This is a genomic window from Aeromonas sp. ZOR0002 (genome assembly GCF_963866995.1).
Taxonomy (GTDB): domain Bacteria; phylum Pseudomonadota; class Gammaproteobacteria; order Enterobacterales; family Aeromonadaceae; genus Aeromonas; species Aeromonas caviae.
Window position 1 is genome coordinate 1 of record NZ_CAWMFQ010000001.1, and the last position, 18040, is coordinate 18040.

Genomic DNA, 18040 nt, shown 5'->3' on the forward strand with positions numbered 1-18040 from the left:
CACAGTGGGTAGTCCGCGAGCGGGGCCCCGATATGCAGGGTGTAGCCCTCCCGGGTGCGGATGTTGTAGCAAGGCAGGGTGACGGTGTTCTTCACCCGGGCCAGGGTGGCGGTCCCCGTGATGGTGGCGGCCTGCTCCACCGCGAAGTAGGGCACGAAGACGCTGGCATGGCTGCCGTAGTCGTGATCCGGTGCATACCAGAGGGCGTCGCCGTTGCGCAGCGCCTTGATCATCCCCTTCACGTCCATCCGGTCCACCAGGTATTTGTTGGAGGCGCAGCGACCGTGGTACTGGGCGTACTCCAACACCGGATTGGTGTTGGGGCGATAGACACCGACCCCGGGGCGCACCAGGCCGAAGCAGCGGGCATTGAGCTCCAGCGTCAGGAAGTGGCAGGAGAGCAGCAGCATCCCCTGGCCCTTCTCCATGGCGTTGATGACGTGCTCTTCCCCTTCCACCTTCATCAGGCGGCGCATCCGCCAGTCTGGCCAGAACCAGGCCATGCCCACCTCGAAGATGGCGCAACCCACGCTCTCGAAGTTCTGCACCAGGAGGGCTTCGCGCTCATCCCGGCTGAGCTCGGGCATCGCCAGCTCCAGGTTGCGGCGGGCAATCTTGACGCGGGATTTCAGCAGCTTGCGGGCCAGGGTGCCGAGCTGGCGGCCCAGCCACATCTGACTGCGCCAGGGCAGCAACACCAGCAGCCAGAGCAGGGAGAGGCCCAGCCAGCTCCCCCAGTAACGGGGATGGAACAGACGGGGTTCGAGGCGGGGAGCGTGTTCTTGGGCCATGAAGAGTCTCTTGTTCGCAAAGGCAAAGGGGGGAGTCCGACCGAACCGGGGGGCCTGTGTGGGGTGGCCCGGCGCGGATGCGGTCACTCGCATGTGGAGGATTCTATCCGAAAAGCGGGGGCGGGCGCGAATCGCCGTCATCTGGTCAGAGGGGGCATCAGGGGGCAGGGCCGTGCTTTTTTCACGCCCCGGAAAAGAGTGTGATAAAATCAGCCGCTGAATTTTTCAGGTTTTGAGAGCCGATACAGATGAAAATCACCCTGCCCGAGTTTGAAAAAGCCCGCATCCTGGTCGTTGGCGATGTCATGTTGGATCGCTACTGGCATGGCCCTACCGGCCGGATCTCCCCCGAGGCACCGGTCCCCGTGGTCAAGGTCGAGCACATCGAGGAGCGTCCGGGTGGCGCCGCCAACGTGGCGCTCAACTCCGCCGCCCTCGGCGCCCAGGCCGTGCTGCTGGGCCTGACCGGTCAGGATGAAGCCGCCGATGCCCTCGCCAGCCAGATGGCTGGTGTCAAGGTGGCCTGTGATTTCGTGCGCCTGACCGACTATCCGACCATCACCAAGCTGCGGGTGTTGTCCCGCAACCAGCAACTGCTGCGCCTCGACTTCGAAGAGGCCTTCCACGACGTGGATGCCAGCCTGCTGATGGGCAAGGTGGAGCAGGCGCTGCCCCAGGCGGACGTGATGATCCTCTCCGACTACGGCAAGGGCGCCCTCAACGATGTGCCCGGCATGATCCGGCGTGCCCGCGCCGCCGGTATCCCCGTGCTGGTCGACCCCAAGGGGACCGATTTCGAGAAGTACCGCGGTGCCACCCTGCTGACCCCCAACATGTCCGAGTTCGAGGCCGTGGTGGGTAAGGTGAAGGGGGAAGAAGACCTGGTCGCCAGGGGGCTGGAGCTGGTCAAGCGCTTCGAGCTGGACGCCCTGCTGGTCACCCGTTCCGAGAACGGCATGACCCTGATCCGCGAAGGGCAGCCCGAGCTGCACCTGCCGGCCCAGGCCCACGAGGTCTATGACGTCACCGGTGCCGGTGACACCGTCATCTCCACCCTGGCGACTTCCCTTGCCGCAGGCAAGAGTCTGGATGAGGCCTGCGCCCTGGCCAACACCGCCGCCGGCATCGTGGTCGGCAAGCTGGGGACCTCCACCGTGAGCCCGGTGGAACTGGCCAACGCCCTCTACACCGAGCAGGAGACCGGCTTTGGCGTCATGTCCGAGGCCCAGCTCAAGGTGGCCGTCCAGGCCGCCCGTCTGCGCGGCGAGAAGGTGGTGATGACCAACGGCTGCTTCGACATTCTGCACGCGGGTCATGTCTCCTATCTGGCCAATGCGGGCAAGCTGGGGGATCGCCTGATCGTGGCGGTGAACACCGACGAGTCCGTGCGTCGCCTCAAGGGGCCGGGTCGCCCGGTCAACCCGACCGAGCGCCGTATGACTGTGCTGGCGGCCCTGGGTGCCGTGGACTGGGTGGTCCCCTTCAGCGAAGACACTCCCCAGCGTCTGATCGCCGAGATCCTGCCAGACCTCCTGGTCAAGGGGGGCGACTACAAGCCCGAAGAGATCGCCGGTTACGCCGAGGTGACCGCCAATGGCGGCGAGGTGCGGGTGCTGAACTTCGAGGACGGCTGCTCCACCACCGACATCATCAAGACCATCCGCGAGCGCGGATAAGCGTAAAACCCGGCCAAGGCCGGGTTTTTTGATGGGGCTGCCGGGTCGGTGACATGGCCGCTGCCTGGCAGGCCCCGACCAACGCACTTCCAGCGGCGAACAGAGATGAAAAAGGCGACCCCGGGGTCGCCTTTTCTCATGGTGTGCGCCTGGCTCAGGACTTCTTGGTAACCTGGGCGGCGGGCATCAGACCCTGGTTCACCTCTTCCAGATCCTTCTGCTCCAGGATGCCGGCGGCCTGCTTGAGGGAGAGGATGCTGAGGATGTAGTTGTAGCGGGCCTCGGAGAGTTTCTGCTTGGCCTGATACAGCTTGCGGGTGGAGTCCAGCACGTCGACGATGGTGCGGGTACCCACCTCGTAACCGGCTTCGGTCGCCTTCAGGGCGCTGTCGGCGGAGATGACGGACTGGCTGTAGGCGCGGACCGAGCCGATGCTGGCGTTCACGTTGTTGTAGGAGGAGCGGACCGTGCTCTGCACCGAGCGGAAGCTGCGCTCGAGCTGTTCGCTGGCGGCCACGTAGTTGAACTGTGCCTGCTTGACCTGGGAGGTGGTGGCCCCGCCGGTGTAGATGGGCAGCTTGAAGTTCAGGCCGATGTTGCCCTGATTGCTGTTGCTCTCGGGGTTGCGGATCTCGTCCTTGTAATCGTTGTAACCGGCGTTCAGGCCGGCGCCCAGATCCAGGGTCGGTTCATGACCGGTCTTGGCCAGATCGATCTGCTCCTTGGCGATGTCTTTGCCGATGCGGGCGCTGTGCAGCTCCAGGTTCTTGTCCAGGGCCAGTTCCAGCCACTTGTCGGAGTTGAACGCGGTCTTCTGCGGGCTGAAGCGATCGGTGTTGAGCACGTCCAGTTGACGGTGGTCGATACCGGTCAGCTCGCGCAGGCTCTCGTAGCTGTTGTCCAGGGTGTTCTCGGCATTGATCTCGTCCGCCAGCGCCTGATCGCGCTCGGCCTCGGCCTCGTGCACGTCGGTGATGGCGGTCAGGCCCACTTCAAAGCGCTGCTGGGTCTGTTCAAGCTGACGCTCGACCGCGGTCTTGTTGGCACGCACGAATTCCAGGGTATCCATGGCCTTGAGCACGTCGAAGTAGGCCTGGGCGGTACGCAGCATCAGGTTCTGGTACTCGAGGTTGTAGGCCACGTCGGACTGGGTGGCGCTCTTCTCGGTCAGATCCAGGTTGACCCAGTTGCTGCGACGGTAGATGGATTGATCCAGGGTCACGGAGCCGGTAGCGCCCGTGTTGGTCATGGTGTCGTTCTTGTTTTGCAGGTAGTTCAGGCCGGCGCCCAGGTTGATCTGGGGCAGCAGGGCTGCACGGGATTCGTTGATCTTCTCGAAGGCCTGGTCCCGCTTGGCCTTGGATTCCAGCAGCTGGGTGTCCTTGATCTGGGCCTGTTGGTAAATATCGAGCAGGTTTTCGGCATGAGCGGCGCCGCTCACACCCAGCATCACCATGACTGACAAGAGTGTTCTTTTCATATGATAGTTTTAACCTTTTGTATCAACCCAAAGCTGTCCGCTGGATGAAGGGGGGATTGTCACCGACCAAGCTTGATTTCAGCTTAACCACTCTACTATAAGCAGATTTCATTGCGAACTGTCTCTTTTCCAGCTGCGGAAACGTCAAGGTCCGGGGCGAGTTTTCTCGGCAACGCGCCTAGCCAAATGCCCTGTGGCTGCTAAAATCCTTCCCTCATCGTCGGCGAGAGCGAGTGAATGAATGTTCATTCATGCCCCCGAATATTATGGTCAAACCAAGCCAAGTCAAGCTGGCAGGAGTCTCGAATGTCACAGCAAGCCTTGCCTCAAACCTGCCACTACTCCAGCGATGATGTGAAAATCATTGAAAAATCAGCTGGATATAATGGCTTCTTCAAGGTGAATGTCTACCGCCTGCAACACAGGCTGTTTGCCGGTGGCTGGAACGCCCCCATCGTCCGGGAACTGTTCGAACGTGGCCATGCCGCCGCCCTGCTGCCTTATGATCCGGTGCGGGACGAGATCGTGCTGGTGGAGCAGTTTCGCATCGGCGCCATGGAGACCAGCGCCACCCCCTGGCTGCTGGAGCTGGTGGCCGGCATCATCGATGAAGGGGAGACCGCCGAGGCTGTGGTGCGGCGCGAGGCGGTGGAAGAGGCAGGGATCGAGGTGGGACGCTGCGAACATGCCATCAGCTATCTGGTGAGCCCGGGTGGCAGCACCGAGCGCATCGAGGTGTTCGTGGGCGAGGTGGATGCCAGTCAGGCCAAGGGGATCCACGGTCTGGCGGAAGAGGGGGAAGACATCCGGGTCCACGTGGTGAGCCGCGAACAGGCCTATGCCTGGCTCAAAGAGGGGCGCATCGACAATGCCGCCTCCGTCATCGCCCTGCAGTGGCTGGCCCTGAATCACGGCGAGCTGCGGGCACGCTGGCTGGCGGGGCGCTGAGGTGACGCTCGTTCAGACCCGGGTCAGGTGCCCTGTGTCCGACTGGAACACTGTGCAGTGGGTCCACCCTTCATGGACCCTGATTGAGGGAGCCGCGACATGTCATTAGTCCAGAGCCCGATGAAGCGCTATGTGCCTGATTTGATGTCCTTGCAGCGTACCTGCGAGGTCAATTACATGGCGCTGATGAAACTGTTGCCGCCCGGTGGCAGCGTGGGTGCCGAGCGCCGCTATCAGGTCGGCAACGGCCTGCAGTTCCAGCTCACGGTGACCGAAGAGAGCCGCTTCACCAGCCAGGTGATCCTGGCCCAGCACAACCCCGAATTGCCGAGCTACTTGCAAGCCCGGATAGAGATTCGTTTGTATCATGATGTGCGAATGGCGGAAGTGTGTGCGGCGCAACAGATTTCAATGTTGCAACCACGTTATGATTATCCCAATCAAAAAATGCATCACAGGGATGAAAAGGAGCAGGTAAATCTATTCTTGGCCGATTGGTTGAGATTTTGTCTCAAACACGGCACCAGCCTGATTAACATCCTCTAGTCGAACCCATAAAAAAGAAGCGTGATTTTGGAAACAGAGCTACCTCAGGCGCCGGACGGCAGTGTGCGCCTGTTACAGATTACCGATACCCATCTCTTCGCCAGTGCCGAGGGGCGGCTGCTGGCCGTGCCCACGGCGCAGAGTCTGGCCGCCGTGCTGGAGCGGGTGCAGGCCAACGAGCACCCGTTCGATCTCATCCTCGCCACCGGGGATCTCTCCCAGGATCACAGCCCGGAGTCCTACCAGCGCTTCGCCTCCATGATGGCCCCCCTGGCTCGCCCCATCTACTGGTTGCCCGGCAACCACGACGACGGCCCCCTGATGACCGAATACCTCCATGCGGCCGGCATCAGCGAGGCCAAGCAACTGGTGGGGGATCACTGGCAGGTGATCCTGCTGGATACCCAGGTGCGCGGCAAACCCCACGGGGTGCTGGGGGATCACCAGCTGGCGGCCCTGGATCAGGCCCTGCGCCAGCATCCCGAGCGCCACGCCCTCATCGCCCTGCACCATCAGGCGGTGCCGGTGGGCTGCGCCTGGCTGGATCAGCACAACCTCAAGAATGCCGACGACCTGTTCGCCGTGCTGGCCCGCCACCCGCAGCAGAAGACCATCCTGTTCGGCCACGTCCATCAGGAGTTTGACGAGGTGCACCACGGAGTGCGGCTCATCGCCAGCCCCTCTACCTGCATCCAGTTCAAGCCGCTCTCCGACGGTTTCGCACTGGACGAATCCGGCCCTGGCTGGCGCTATCTCACCCTGCACCCGGATGGCCGGGTGGCGAGCCAGGTGTGGCGCCTGCCGCTGGGCCAGTTCGTGCCCGACCCCAATGCCACAGGTTACTGAGGGGTTGCCATGAAGCCCGTCCTGCTCTATCTGCACGGTTTCAATTCATCCCCCGGCTCGGCCAAGGCGCAGCAGATGGCGGCCTGGGTGGCCGAGAACAGGCCCGATATCGAGGTGGTGATCCCGGCCCAGCCCAACACCCCGGCGGCCGCCTGGGCGGCCATCGAGCAGGCCATCACCGACCTGAAGGCCCGCCACGGCAGCGCCCTGCGACTGGGCGCCGTGGGCAGCTCCCTCGGTGGCTTCATGGCCACGCGAGTGAGCGAGATGTACGGTTGCCGCGCCGCCCTCATCAACCCGGCGGTGCGCCCCCACGAGCTGCTCTGTGACTACCTCGGCCCCCAGACCAACCCCTACAGCGGCGAACGCTATGAACTGCTGCCCGGGCACATGGACGAGCTGAGAGCGCTGGCGGTGCCGGTGACAGCCCCGGAGCGGCTCTGGGTGCTGCAACAGCAGGAGGACGAGGTGCTCGACTATCGCAAGGCGCTGGACGAATACCGCTTTGCCCGTCTCTCCCTGGAGTGCGGCGGCGATCACGCCTTCACAGGCTTCGAGCGCTACCCCGCCCAGATCGTCCGTTTCCTCGGGCTCTAGCCATGCAACCGCCGTTGGCCGCCTTCCTCGAACAGGTGCTGGCCACGGCCCAGGCGGGGCTCACCTACTCCCGGGATCCCTTCGACATCGCCCGCTTCGAGGCGCTGCGAGCGGCCACGGTGACGCTCATCGCCAGCCAGAGCGAGCTGGCTCCCGATGCCATCGGCGACTGGATTGCCCTCGACAGTGGCTATCCCACCCCCAAGCTGGATGTGCGGGCCTTCATTCAGAACGACGCGGGCCATGTCCTGCTGGTGCAGGAGCGCAGTGACGGTTGCTGGACCCTGCCGGGGGGCTGGTGCGACATCGGCGATTCGCCTGCGGACGCCGTGGTGCGGGAAGTGAGCGAGGAGACCGGCCTCGCCTGTCGGGCGGTGCAACTGCTGGCCCTGTTCGACAAGCTCAAGCATCCCCATCCCCCGCAGTTGCCCCACGCCCACAAGGCCTTCTTCCTGTGCGAGGTGACGGGCGGCGCTCTGCTTACCGACACCGATGAAACCAAAGGGGCGGGGTACTTCCCCATCGACGCCTTGCCCGAACTCTCCCGCCACCGGGTGGTGGCGTCCCAGTTGCGCACCCTGCATGACCATCTGTCGCAGGGGCGGGGGGATACCCTGTTCGATTAACCGGTTCGCAGCCTGACACTGCGGCAAGGAGGCAGCATGATCACACGCATCGGCAATACCCCCATCCAGAAGAAACACAAGGCGAGCTGCCACTGCGGCGCCGTGGTGCTGGAGCTGACCCTGCCGGATGGCGTGGTGGATCCGCGCCGCTGCGACTGCTCCTTCTGTCGGCGGCGAGGGGCCATCGTCGCCTCGGTGCCGCTCTCCGGCATCCGCATCCTGCAAGGGGAGGCGGCGCTTCGCTGCTACCAGTTCAACACCCGCACCGCGAAACACTACTTCTGCAGCGTCTGCGGCATCTACACCCATCACCAGCGCCGATCCAATCCGGCGGAATATGGCTACAACCTCGCCTGTCTGGAAGGGGTCAACCCGTTCGATCTGGGAGAGGTGCCGACCCGCGACGGGGTGCATCACCCGGCAGATACCGTAGCCGATTGAACGCGAGGTGACTGCCCGACGGGTGGCGGGGAGGACGGGCGAGGCGTTGCCGCGTCACTCCCGTGACGACATCTCAGGGGGTCATCTGCTTGTGTAGCCCCCGCCATGGCTGTGTTAACCTTGCCCTGTCCGTCTCCCGGCGGACCCCGGCCTCTCTCTTCATTCCATCTCTGCCAACAGGGGGCACACCCGTGACGACTGCTTCAGCGCTGCCGGATCTGATCCTCGGGGCCTCGCTCTACTTTCCGCCCCTGTTCAAGGCCGTGCTGCTCGGCCTGCTGGGCTGGCTGCCGCTGCACCATCTGCTGCGGGACTGGCTCTACGGCGGCGAGGTGTGGCACCCCCTGCTGATGGATCTCTCCCTCTTCATCCTCGCCGTCAGCGGCGCCCTATGGATATTGCTACATGGCTAAATCACCCCTTGCGACCCTCAAATACTTCTCCACCCTGCTGGTCTTTGCCCTGGCGCTGGTGTCGCTCTGGTGGCTGTGGAACGACTACATGCAGGGTCCCTGGACCCGGGATGGCAAGGTGCGGGCCGAGCTGGTCAGCATCACGCCCCAGGTGTCGGGCAAGATCGTCAGGATAGGGGTCAAGGACAACCAGCTGGTGAAGGCGGGGGACCTGCTCTTCACTCTGGATCCCGAGCCCTATCGCATCGCGCTGGACAACGCCAGCGCGGCCCTGGCCAAGGCCAGGTCGGATCTCGACAAGGCGGAGCACGAGGCGAACCGTCGCCAGAGCCTCTCCCGCACCGTCATCTCCGCCGAGGCGGTGGATGAATCCAGGCTCAATGCCCAGGCGATGAAGGCGGCCTATGAGGTGGCCCAAGCCAATCTGGAGCAGGCCAGATGGTCCCTTGCCCGGACCGAGGTCCACGCCGCGAGCGACGGCTACATCACCAATCTGCAGGCCAGGGTCGGCAACTACGCCACCGCCGGGGTGCCCCTGGTGGCCCTGATAGACACCCACTCCTTCTATGTGCAGGGCTATTTCGAAGAGACCAAGCTCAGGCACATCGCCCCCGGCAAACCGGCCGAGGTGGTGCTCTACAGCGGGGATCGGGTACTCAGGGGGGAGGTGGAAAGCATAGGGCGCGCCATTCACGATCAGAGCCTGGAAGGCAGCGAGGGGCTGCTGCTCGACGTCAAGCCGAACGTGCCCTGGGTGCGTCTGGCCCAGCGGGTGCCGGTGCGGATCAGGCTGCTGGCGATTCCCCCGGATCTGGTCTTGATCGCGGGCACGACCTGTACCATCACCATAGGGGACTAGGGTGATCACCTCGCTCTGGCGCCAGACCCCCTGGGGCAAGGCCAACGGCGGCCAGTGGCGCTACGCCCTGCGCAATGCCCTGGCCATGTGCCTGTCACTCTGGCTGGCGTTCGTGCTGCAACTCGACTCTCCCTACTGGGCCATGACCTCCGCCGCCGTGGTGAGCTTTCCCACCGTGGGGGGCGTCATCAGCAAGAGCCTGGGGCGAGTGGTGGGCAGCCTCATCGGCGCCATGGCGGCGGTGATGATCACCGGCCTTGGCATCGGTGATCCCTGGCTCTTCAGCCTGCTTATCGCCCTCTGGCTGGGGGGGTGCACCTACATCTCCAACCACCATCAGAACAACGTCTCCTACGGTTTCGCCCTGGCGGGCTATACCGCCGCCATCATCGCCTTCTCCTGCGTCAACCTGACCGACCCGCAACATATCTTCGACATCGCCCAGGCCCGGGTGAGCGAGGTGATCGTCGGCATCCTCTGCGGCGGCCTGATGATGATGATCCTGCCGAGTTTCTCCGATGGCGAGACCCTGCTGGACTCCCTTGGCAAGAGCCAGACCCGGCTGCTGGAACATGCCCAGCTGCTCTGGCTCGGGGAGACGGGCGCCGATGTGCGCACCGCCCACGAGGGGGTGATCGGTCAGATCCTCACCCTGAACGTGCTGCGCATCCAGGCCGTCTGGAGCCACCACCGCCTGCGCCGCCACAACCAGTTGCTGAATTATCTGCTCCATCGCCAGCTGAGGATGGTCAGCCTCATCTCGGGGCTGCGCCGCATGCTGCAACATTGGCCAGAGGACGCAGTCGACCCGGCCCCCATGCTGGCCGCCGTGCTGCGGGAGCTGGGACAGGGGGGCTGCGACAAGCTGCGCATCGCCCGCCTGATGGCGCCCTTCGTGGCCCGTTCGGGGGACGATTATCGCTGTCAGGCCTTCTGGCTGCGGCTGCGCCACTTCTGCTGGAGCTACCTGGAGTGTCAGCGCTGGCTGGAAAGGCTGGCCCGCCACGATGGTCAGGAGTGGCCGGCGCCGCCGCGCCACAGCTCTCTGACCAGCCACACCGACGGCCTGGAGGCGGCCTACAACGGGGGGCGTACCTTCCTCTGCGTGATGCTGGGCTGCACCTTCTGGATCCACACCCAGTGGGATGCGGGCGCCGCAGCCCTGACCCTGCTCGCCATCTGCTGCGTGCTCTATTCCGCCACCCCGGCCCCTGCCAAGGGGGCCCAGACCATGCTCAAGGCCATCGTGCTGCTCAGCTTTATCTGCTTCGGGGTCAAGTTCGGGCTGATGATCCGCATCGACGACTTCTGGATCTTCTGTGCCCTGCTGTTCCCCGCCCTCATCACCCTGCAACTGCTGAAATTGCAGCGCCCCCAGGGGGCGGCGCTCTGGGGCCAGCTCATCGTGCTGCTCGGCTCCTTCCTCGCCATCACCAATCCGCCGAGCTACGACTACCTCGCCTTCGTCAACAGCAGCCTAGCGCAGGCACTGGGAGTGATGAGCGCAGGGCTGGCGTTCCAGCTCCTGAGGCCCAGCTCGGATCGGCGCAAGAGCCGCCGCCTGATGCACCGTCTGCGGCGGGATTTCGTGGACCAGCTGGCCCCGGCCCCGCAGCAGAGCGAGGGGGAGTTTGAATCCCGGGTCTATCACGCGGTGAGCCAGCTCAGCCAGAGTCAGGATCAGGGGGCCCGGCTCTGGGTGCTGCGCTGGGGCGTGGTGCTGCTCAATTGCAGCCACATCGTCTGGCAGCTCAGGCTCTGGCGCAGCCGGGATCCGGCCCTCTATCTGGTGCGGGACGGCTGTCTGCGCTGCCTGAAAGGCATTCTGACCGAAGGGGGCGTGCAGCACGAGACCCTGGGGCGCACCCTGGCGGAGCTGGACCGCATCAGCCAAGGGCTGGGGGAACATGCAGACCCGGCGGCCCGGGCTCTGGCGGGGCTGGTGTGGCGACTCCACTGCTCCCTCTCCCAGCTTGTGCAGGCCCTGCCCGGGGAACCCGCCTGATCCCGGGCGGGGAGGCCGGAGCCCCTCTGGATCACCCTTTGCGAGCGCCCCATTTGTCCCGGGCCCTCCCAGCGAGTAAGATTCCCCCCAAACGTCAATTCGCAAGGCCCTCCATGTCCACTCAATACAATGCGGATGCCATTGAGGTCCTCAATGGCCTTGAACCGGTGCGTCGCCGCCCCGGCATGTACACCGACACCACCCGGCCCAATCACCTCGGCCAGGAGGTCATCGACAACAGCGTCGACGAGGCGCTGGCGGGTCACGCCCGCAATCTGGAGGTGATCCTGCACGAGGATCAGTCCCTCGAGGTGATCGACGACGGTCGCGGCATGCCGGTGGACATCCACCCGGAGGAAGGGGTCTCCGGCGTGGAGCTGATCCTCTGCAAGCTGCACGCGGGGGGCAAGTTCTCCAACAAGAACTATCAGTTCTCCGGTGGCTTGCACGGGGTAGGGATCTCCGTGGTGAACGCCCTCTCCGATCGGGTCGAGGTGACGGTGCGCCGGGACGGCCAGGTCTATGACATCGCCTTCGAGCGGGGCGAGAAAGTGCAGGAGCTGACCATCACCGGCACCTGCGGCCGTCGCAACACCGGCACCCGGGTGCGCTTCTGGCCAGAGGCGCGCTACTTCGATTCGCCGCGCTTCTCGGTCTCCAAGCTCGAGCACCTGCTCAAAGCCAAGGCCGTGCTCTGCCCGGGCCTCACCATCAAGTTCCTCGACAAGAACACCGGCATCAAGCTTGAGTGGTGCTACGAAGACGGCCTCAAGGATTACCTCATCGATGCGGTCAAGCAGTTCACCTGCCTGCCGGAGCAGCCCTTCGTCGGCTCTTTCAGCTCCGAACAGTCGGCGGTGGACTGGGCCCTGTGCTGGTTGCCGGAAGGGGGCGAATGCCTCGCCGAATCCTATGTGAACCTTATTCCCACGGCGCTCGGTGGCACCCATGTCAACGGCCTGCGCCAGGGGCTGCTCGATGCCATGCGCGAGTTCTGCGAGTTCCGCAACCTCTTGCCCCGCGGGGTCAAACTGACCCCGGAAGACATCTGGGATCGCTGCGCCTACATCCTCTCCATCAAGATGCAGGACCCGCAGTTTGCAGGGCAGACCAAGGAGCGCCTGTCGTCCCGCCAGAGCTCGGCCTTCGTGTCGGGCGTGGTGAAGGATGCCTTCAGCCTTTACTTGAACAGCAACACCGAGCTGGCCGAACAGCTGGCGGAGCTCTGCATCTCCAGCGCCCAGCGCCGGATGCGCGCCGCCAAGACGGTAGTGCGCAAGAAGATAACCCAGGGCCCGGCCCTGCCCGGCAAACTGACCGACTGCGGCTGCGCCGATCCCATGCAGGGGGAGCTCTTCCTGGTGGAGGGTGACTCCGCGGGCGGCAGTGCCAAGCAGGCGCGCGACCGCGAATTCCAGGCCATCATGCCCCTGCGCGGCAAGATCCTGAACACCTGGGAGGTGGAGGCCGGTCAGGTGCTCGCCTCGCAAGAAGTACACGACATCTCGGTGGCCATCGGGCTCGACCCCGACTCCGACGACCTCAGTGGCCTGCGCTACGGCAAGGTGTGCATCCTGGCGGATGCGGACTCGGACGGTCTGCACATCGCCACCCTGCTCTGCGCCCTCTTTGTGAAGCACTTCCGCACGCTGGTGGAAAAGGGCCATGTCTATGTGGCCATGCCGCCCCTCTATCGTATCGACATCGGCAAGGAGGTCTTCTACGCCCTCGACGAGGACGAGAAGAACGGCGTGCTGCAACGGGTCGAAGCCGAGAAGAAGAAGGGCAAGGTGATGGTGACCCGATTCAAGGGGCTGGGTGAGATGAACCCCAAGCAGTTGCGAGAAACCACCATGGATCCCAACACCCGCCGCCTGGTGCAGCTCACCATGGGCGCGGAAGGGGGGGCAGAAGGGGAAGATGGGGACGAGACCCTGCAACTGATGGACATGCTGCTGGCCAAGAAGCGCGCCGGTGATCGCCGCGAATGGCTGGAAGAGAAGGGCAACCTCGCCATCATCTAAGCCGTCGGCTGGCCCGGACAGGGCCAGCAAGCATTTAGCCGGAGTCGCCCTGTGGCGGCTCCCGAACCGAAAGAGATAATCACATGAGTGATGCCATCGAGCTCAGTCTGGACGGGGTAGAGCGCCAGCCAATGCGCACCTTTACCGAACAGGCTTACTTGAACTACTCCATGTACGTCATCATGGATCGGGCCCTGCCGCATATCGGCGACGGCCTCAAACCGGTGCAACGGCGCATCATCTACGCCATGAGCGAGCTGGGTCTGTCGGCGCTGTCCAAGCACAAGAAGTCTGCCCGTACCGTGGGTGACGTGCTGGGCAAATACCACCCCCACGGCGACAGCGCCTGTTACGAAGCCATGGTGCTGATGGCCCAGCCCTTCTCCTACCGCTACCCGCTGGTGGACGGTCAGGGCAACTGGGGTGCGCCGGACGATCCCAAATCCTTCGCCGCCATGCGTTATACCGAGGCGCGGCTGTCGCGCTTCTCCGAGCTGCTGCTCTCCGAGCTGGGGCAGGGCACGGTGGAGTGGACGCCGAACTTCGACGGCACCATGAAGGAGCCGGTGGTGCTGCCCGCCCGCCTGCCGCACATCCTGCTCAACGGGGTGACTGGTATCGCGGTGGGGATGGCGACCGATATCCCGCCCCACAACGCGCGGGAAGTGGCCCACGCCTGTGTGGAACTGCTGGACAACCCGAACGCCGGCCTGGATGCCCTGATGGCCCATGTGCAGGGGCCGGACTACCCGACCAATGCCGAGATCATCACGCCCCGCGACGACATCCGCAAAATCTACGAGACCGGCAAGGGCTCCATCAAGCAGCGGGCGGTGTGGAGCGAAGAAGATGGTGACATCGTCATCACGGCGCTGCCCCATCAGGCCTCAGGCGCCAAGATCATGGAGCAGATTGCCGCCCAGATGGTGGCCAAAAAGCTGCCCATGGTCACCGATCTGCGGGATGAATCGGACCACGAGAACCCGACCCGTCTGGTGATCGTGCCGCGCTCCAACCGGGTGGATGTGGAGGGGCTGATGGCCCACCTGTTCGCCACCACGGATCTGGAGAAGAACTACCGGGTCAACCTCAACATCCTGGGTCTGGACAACCGGCCCCAGGTCAAAGACCTCAAGACCATCCTCACCGAGTGGCTGAGTTTTCGCCGTGAGACGGTGCGCCGCCGCCTGCAGTATCGCCTCGACAAGGTGCTGGCCCGCCTGCACATCCTCGAAGGCTTGCTGATCGCCTATCTCAACATCGATGAGGTGATCGAGATCATCCGCACCGAGGAGGAGCCGGGCCGGGTGATGATGGAGCGCTTCAACATCAGCGAAACCCAGGCCGAGGCGATCCTCGAGCTCAAACTGCGCCACCTGGCCAAGCTCGAAGAGTTCAAGCTGCGCGCCGAACAGAACGAACTGGCGGAAGAGCGCGACAAGCTGGAACTGATCCTGGGTTCCGAGCGCCGTCTCAGCACCCTGCTGAAGAAAGAGATCCTGGCGGATGCCGAGAAGTACGGCGACGATCGCCGTACCCCGCTGGTGGAGCGCGCCACCGCCGTGGCCCTGACCGAGAAGGAGCTCACCCCGAGCGAGCCAGTGACCGTGATCCTGTCCGACAAGGGCTGGGTGCGCGCCGCCAAGGGCCACGACGTGGATGTGGAGGGCCTCTCCTACAAGGCGGGGGATGGTTATCTCGCCCACGCCCATGGCCGCAGCAACCAGCAGGCGGTGTTCCTCTCTACCCTGGGACGTACCTACTCGCTGGAGGCCCATACTCTGCCGTCGGCCCGCAGTCAGGGCGAGCCGCTCACCGGCCGCTTCGCGCTGGGGGCCGGGGAAGAGGTGCGCCATCTGGTGATGGGGAACGAAGGCGAGCCGTATCTCATCTGTTCTGACGCCGGTTACGGCTTCGTCTGCAAGTACGATGACCTGATCGGTAAGAACAAGAACGGCAAGGCGCTGCTGACCGTGCCGGAAGGGGGCATCGTCATGGCGCCCCAGAGGATAGGCGCGCCGGACACCGATCTCTGCATGGCCATCTCCAACGAGGGGCGCATGCTGCTGTTCCCGCTCAATACCCTGCCGGTACTCGGCAAGGGCAAGGGCAACAAGCTCATCAGCATCCCGTCGGCTCGGGTGAAGGCGCGGGAGGAGTTTGTGGTGATGGCCGCCGTTATCCCGCAGGGCCAGTCGGTCACCCTGTTTGCCGGCAAGCGCAAGCTCACCCTCAAACCGTCTGACCTTGACTACTACCGTGGCGAGCGCGGCCGCCGTGGCGCCAAGCTGCCAAGAGGATTGCAGCGGGTCGATCGTATCGAGATTGAACCCGCCGCTGGTGTCGAACCGACAGCCGGGGAAAATCAGGAAGGGTGATTAATAGAGAAGGGCGCGAAAGCGCCCTTCTCTATCTAATAAAAGTATCGTCGGTAAATCAGTCTATTTTATGCATCTGCCCATCACTAAATATATATAGCGATACATGCCTTACTTCGCTATCAGAATGGATTATCACTTTTGCTCTTTCAATATTTTCTTTGGGCGAATTTTCACCAAAACATATTGACTTTAAATGATTTTTTTTCAATTTTTTTAGGCAGAGAACTTCTTTGTGTTTTGCCACTTCACCTAAGGATAAACTTCCGTAAGGCTCAATAGTTAAACTGCCATCGGAGAGTTCTACATATGAGTGATTATTCTTTAATAAACAATTTCTCAGTTCACTGGATGGTACTCTTGCTCTAATTTCATCAGCTTCATATAGTTTGATAATAAATCTGGACTCTTCCTCATTGCTCCAGCTTGGTTTCTTCCTAGTTAAAGCAGTTTTTATAACATAATCCCACAGATAGGGTAATGGCATCCCTTCTGGCGCAAAAGAATCATCATTATATTTTGACTCACAGTATTGCACTTTGTGTAGCATATAGTTTTTACTAAGTTCAGAAATATTGTATTCTACACAAACTCCGGCTTGTCCGTCCGCATACATTCCCCACATCATATCATTTGTTGGGTTTGGACAAAGAGATATAACCCCCATATTTTGAATTTCATTATTTATAATGCTTAGCGATATTTCCTTTGCCTCTTTTATTAATTCCTCTTCTGATTTAAGAGGAGTTCTTTTTTTGTACTCATTGATAATGAATTTGAATGCTGGGAGTTCACAAATAAGTTGTGAGTAATCGCGATGCGTTTTTTTCTCATTAGTATCATTTAATAAGCTTACATGTGCCATTCTTAATGAAGGTTCCGTCAGTATTTCATCAAAAAATGAGCTTAAATATTTATACATATAGCTATCCTGTGCAATATATTAATTATGGGTTTAATTGGGCCAAGATAAACATATTCTAAAAAGACAGTGCTTTGAAGCTCCTCTTCGATATGTTGTAAAGCCTGCCATTCTGGTAGGGCCGTAGGTTTGATTAGTGGAGCGTAATCAGGCAATTGCGAAAACCGGTTGCCCCTATCCTGCTGTAGCCCATCTTATCTTCCCGTTTTCCAAACACCAATGGGCAAATGGCACGGACGATTACGCTGCGCTAATCGACCCTACTCGTTCCCGCTCGATAAGCTTAAAGGGAGCAGCACAGTGCCAGGAAGATGCCCACCAGCCCCTCAGCCTGGAGCAGGCCAATCACGATCTGGCGCCCTTCTGCATCCGGATCGGTTTCGCCGAGCCGGTCCGGTCGTGGCGTTACTATCTCACCTGAACTACCTCACCTGAGGGGTGACGCAGAGGGCGGGAGGAGCCGCGCGATGCGGTGAATCAGTGAAAAAGGAGCCGGCAAGGCTCCTTTTTTGTGATGGGCAGGTTGCTGAGCGAAGGCGGGGGAGTAGCCCTAGTTGTCGAAATTCCACTGTATGGGCAGCTCAAGATCGAAAACAAGCTGATCCCCGTCGAGGGTGAAGGCCACGCTGGTCTGGTGCTGGTCGTATTCGTCGATAAGGCGGCAGCTCTCGGAAAAGTTGGATTCGTAGCCGAGGCGGGCAGTGCCGCCGGTGCGAGCCTCGTCGAGTTCCACCCCCAGCACCCGCAGGGGATCCTTCTGGCTGAGCTTGACCCGGCTATCGCCCACATCCACCAGCCGCTCCAGCAGGGGGAAGAAGTCCTGCTTGTTGGCCTCGATGGCCCGGGCGATGGCCTGCTCCAGTTCGGTGGCGCTGGCAAGGGCGGGATCCAGCGTGTAGCGGGTCTGGATGCTTTCCTGAGTCATATTGTGCTCCTTGGGGCAATGAACCTGCGTCGGCCATCAGCACGATAGGCGGTGAACAAGGTGTGCCTAGCCATTAAATAAGGTGGTGATTCATTCTGGTGGATAAAACCATCACAAAAAACCGATGAAGGCAGCATATTGCTTCTCATCAGGCGGGAATGCGGCCATTGCGCACCAGGGCCCGGCGGATATTTTTGCACATCTTGCCGAAGCGGTTGAGCTCGTCGAAGCTGGGCGGGATGCCGCGATCGATCTGATATTGCCAGTAGCAGAGGTCCGTATCCACCAGCTCCATCAGCTTCTTGGGGCAGCCGATGCAGGTGTTGTCCGGCCCGCATTTGAAGGTATCCGGTTGATAGAGCGGAAATTCCGCCTTCACGGCGTCGATGATCTGCTGCATGGCGGTCATGCGGTCCGGCTTTCTGCTCACGGCTCGTTCCCCGGCGGCTTGTATGGGGGAGTCATTATATCCCTGACAAAATGTGGGCCAATGACGCTTAGGAGGTAGTCCGCCTTGCGTGCACGCCACCGCGCCCCGGATCCTGCGCCTGCTTCCCCCTGGT

Annotated in this window: 17 protein-coding genes; 12 read left to right on the top strand and 5 right to left on the bottom strand. The window is 62.1% G+C overall.

All coding sequences use genetic code 11. The features are described from left to right. Nucleotides 1-791: LpxL/LpxP family Kdo(2)-lipid IV(A) lauroyl/palmitoleoyl acyltransferase (gene lpxL / locus AACR77_RS00005; RefSeq protein WP_042877698.1), on the bottom strand; the 791-nt coding region annotated here is incomplete at its 3' end. A 248-nt stretch (nucleotides 792-1039) separates the two neighbouring features. Here lpxL and hldE point away from each other — a divergent pair. Continuing rightward, a complete protein-coding gene (gene hldE / locus AACR77_RS00010) occupies nucleotides 1040-2467 on the top strand; it encodes a bifunctional D-glycero-beta-D-manno-heptose-7-phosphate kinase/D-glycero-beta-D-manno-heptose 1-phosphate adenylyltransferase HldE (RefSeq protein ID WP_039039759.1) in 1428 nt (475 codons plus the stop codon). Nucleotides 2468-2621: 154 nt separating this feature from the next. Here the strand turns inward: hldE and tolC are convergent, their stop codons facing one another. After that, nucleotides 2622-3947 (bottom strand): outer membrane channel protein TolC, encoded by a 1326-nt coding sequence (gene tolC / locus AACR77_RS00015; RefSeq protein WP_029313618.1) that lies wholly within the window; start codon nucleotides 3945-3947, stop codon nucleotides 2622-2624. 306 nt (nucleotides 3948-4253) lie between these two features. Between tolC and nudF the strand changes: the two genes are divergently transcribed. The 11 genes from nudF to parC all read left to right on the top strand — a co-directional run bounded on the left by nudF (nucleotide 4254) and on the right by parC (nucleotide 15630). After that, nucleotides 4254-4895 (top strand): ADP-ribose diphosphatase, encoded by a 642-nt coding sequence (gene nudF / locus AACR77_RS00020; protein WP_010672772.1) that lies wholly within the window; start codon nucleotides 4254-4256, stop codon nucleotides 4893-4895. Nucleotides 4896-4994: 99 nt separating this feature from the next. Beyond that, nucleotides 4995-5441, top strand: coding sequence for a DUF1249 domain-containing protein (locus AACR77_RS00025; RefSeq protein ID WP_039039758.1), 447 nt, complete (start codon nucleotides 4995-4997; stop codon nucleotides 5439-5441). Nucleotides 5442-5468: 27 nt separating this feature from the next. Continuing rightward, nucleotides 5469-6287, top strand: coding sequence for a 3',5'-cyclic-AMP phosphodiesterase (gene cpdA / locus AACR77_RS00030; protein WP_039039757.1), 819 nt, complete (start codon nucleotides 5469-5471; stop codon nucleotides 6285-6287). Nucleotides 6288-6296: 9 nt separating this feature from the next. Continuing rightward, nucleotides 6297-6884 carry a YqiA/YcfP family alpha/beta fold hydrolase gene (locus AACR77_RS00035; RefSeq protein WP_042877701.1) on the top strand — a complete coding sequence of 196 codons (588 nt, stop codon included), beginning with the start codon at nucleotides 6297-6299 and terminating at the stop codon, nucleotides 6882-6884. A 2-nt stretch (nucleotides 6885-6886) separates the two neighbouring features. After that, nucleotides 6887-7510 (top strand): NUDIX hydrolase, encoded by a 624-nt coding sequence (locus tag AACR77_RS00040; RefSeq protein WP_042877703.1) that lies wholly within the window; start codon nucleotides 6887-6889, stop codon nucleotides 7508-7510. 36 nt (nucleotides 7511-7546) lie between these two features. Then, on the top strand, nucleotides 7547-7951 hold the full coding sequence (locus AACR77_RS00045) for a GFA family protein (protein ID WP_039039754.1): 405 nt from the start codon (nucleotides 7547-7549) through the stop codon (nucleotides 7949-7951). 170 nt (nucleotides 7952-8121) lie between these two features. Further along, nucleotides 8122-8364, top strand: a complete 243-nt coding sequence (locus tag AACR77_RS00050) for a DUF1656 domain-containing protein (RefSeq protein WP_039039819.1) — start codon at nucleotides 8122-8124, stop codon at nucleotides 8362-8364. Continuing rightward, nucleotides 8357-9223 carry an efflux RND transporter periplasmic adaptor subunit gene (locus AACR77_RS00055; protein ID WP_039039753.1) on the top strand — a complete coding sequence of 289 codons (867 nt, stop codon included), beginning with the start codon at nucleotides 8357-8359 and terminating at the stop codon, nucleotides 9221-9223. Before AACR77_RS00050 ends, AACR77_RS00055 begins: the two co-directional genes overlap by 8 nt. 1 nt (nucleotide 9224) lies before the next feature. Continuing rightward, entirely contained in the window at nucleotides 9225-11228 is a 2004-nt protein-coding gene (locus AACR77_RS00060) for an FUSC family protein (protein WP_042877705.1), read from the top strand. Nucleotides 11229-11341: 113 nt separating this feature from the next. Continuing rightward, entirely contained in the window at nucleotides 11342-13252 is a 1911-nt protein-coding gene (gene parE, locus AACR77_RS00065) for a DNA topoisomerase IV subunit B (RefSeq protein ID WP_042877707.1), read from the top strand. Between the two features lie 83 nt (nucleotides 13253-13335). Then, nucleotides 13336-15630 (top strand): DNA topoisomerase IV subunit A, encoded by a 2295-nt coding sequence (gene parC / locus AACR77_RS00070; RefSeq protein WP_042877709.1) that lies wholly within the window; start codon nucleotides 13336-13338, stop codon nucleotides 15628-15630. Nucleotides 15631-15688: 58 nt separating this feature from the next. On the opposite strand, the gene AACR77_RS00075 is transcribed toward parC, so the two are convergent. The 3 genes from AACR77_RS00075 to AACR77_RS00085 all read right to left on the bottom strand — a co-directional run bounded on the left by AACR77_RS00075 (nucleotide 15689) and on the right by AACR77_RS00085 (nucleotide 17877). Then, nucleotides 15689-16552, bottom strand: coding sequence for a DUF2971 domain-containing protein (locus AACR77_RS00075; RefSeq protein WP_081999248.1), 864 nt, complete (start codon nucleotides 16550-16552; stop codon nucleotides 15689-15691). Nucleotides 16553-17102: 550 nt separating this feature from the next. After that, nucleotides 17103-17477 (bottom strand): hypothetical protein, encoded by a 375-nt coding sequence (locus AACR77_RS00080; protein WP_042877712.1) that lies wholly within the window; start codon nucleotides 17475-17477, stop codon nucleotides 17103-17105. A gap of 148 nt (nucleotides 17478-17625) precedes the next feature. After that, on the bottom strand, nucleotides 17626-17877 hold the full coding sequence (locus tag AACR77_RS00085) for a hypothetical protein (RefSeq protein WP_039039818.1): 252 nt from the start codon (nucleotides 17875-17877) through the stop codon (nucleotides 17626-17628). Between the last annotated feature and the right edge of the window lie 163 nt (nucleotides 17878-18040).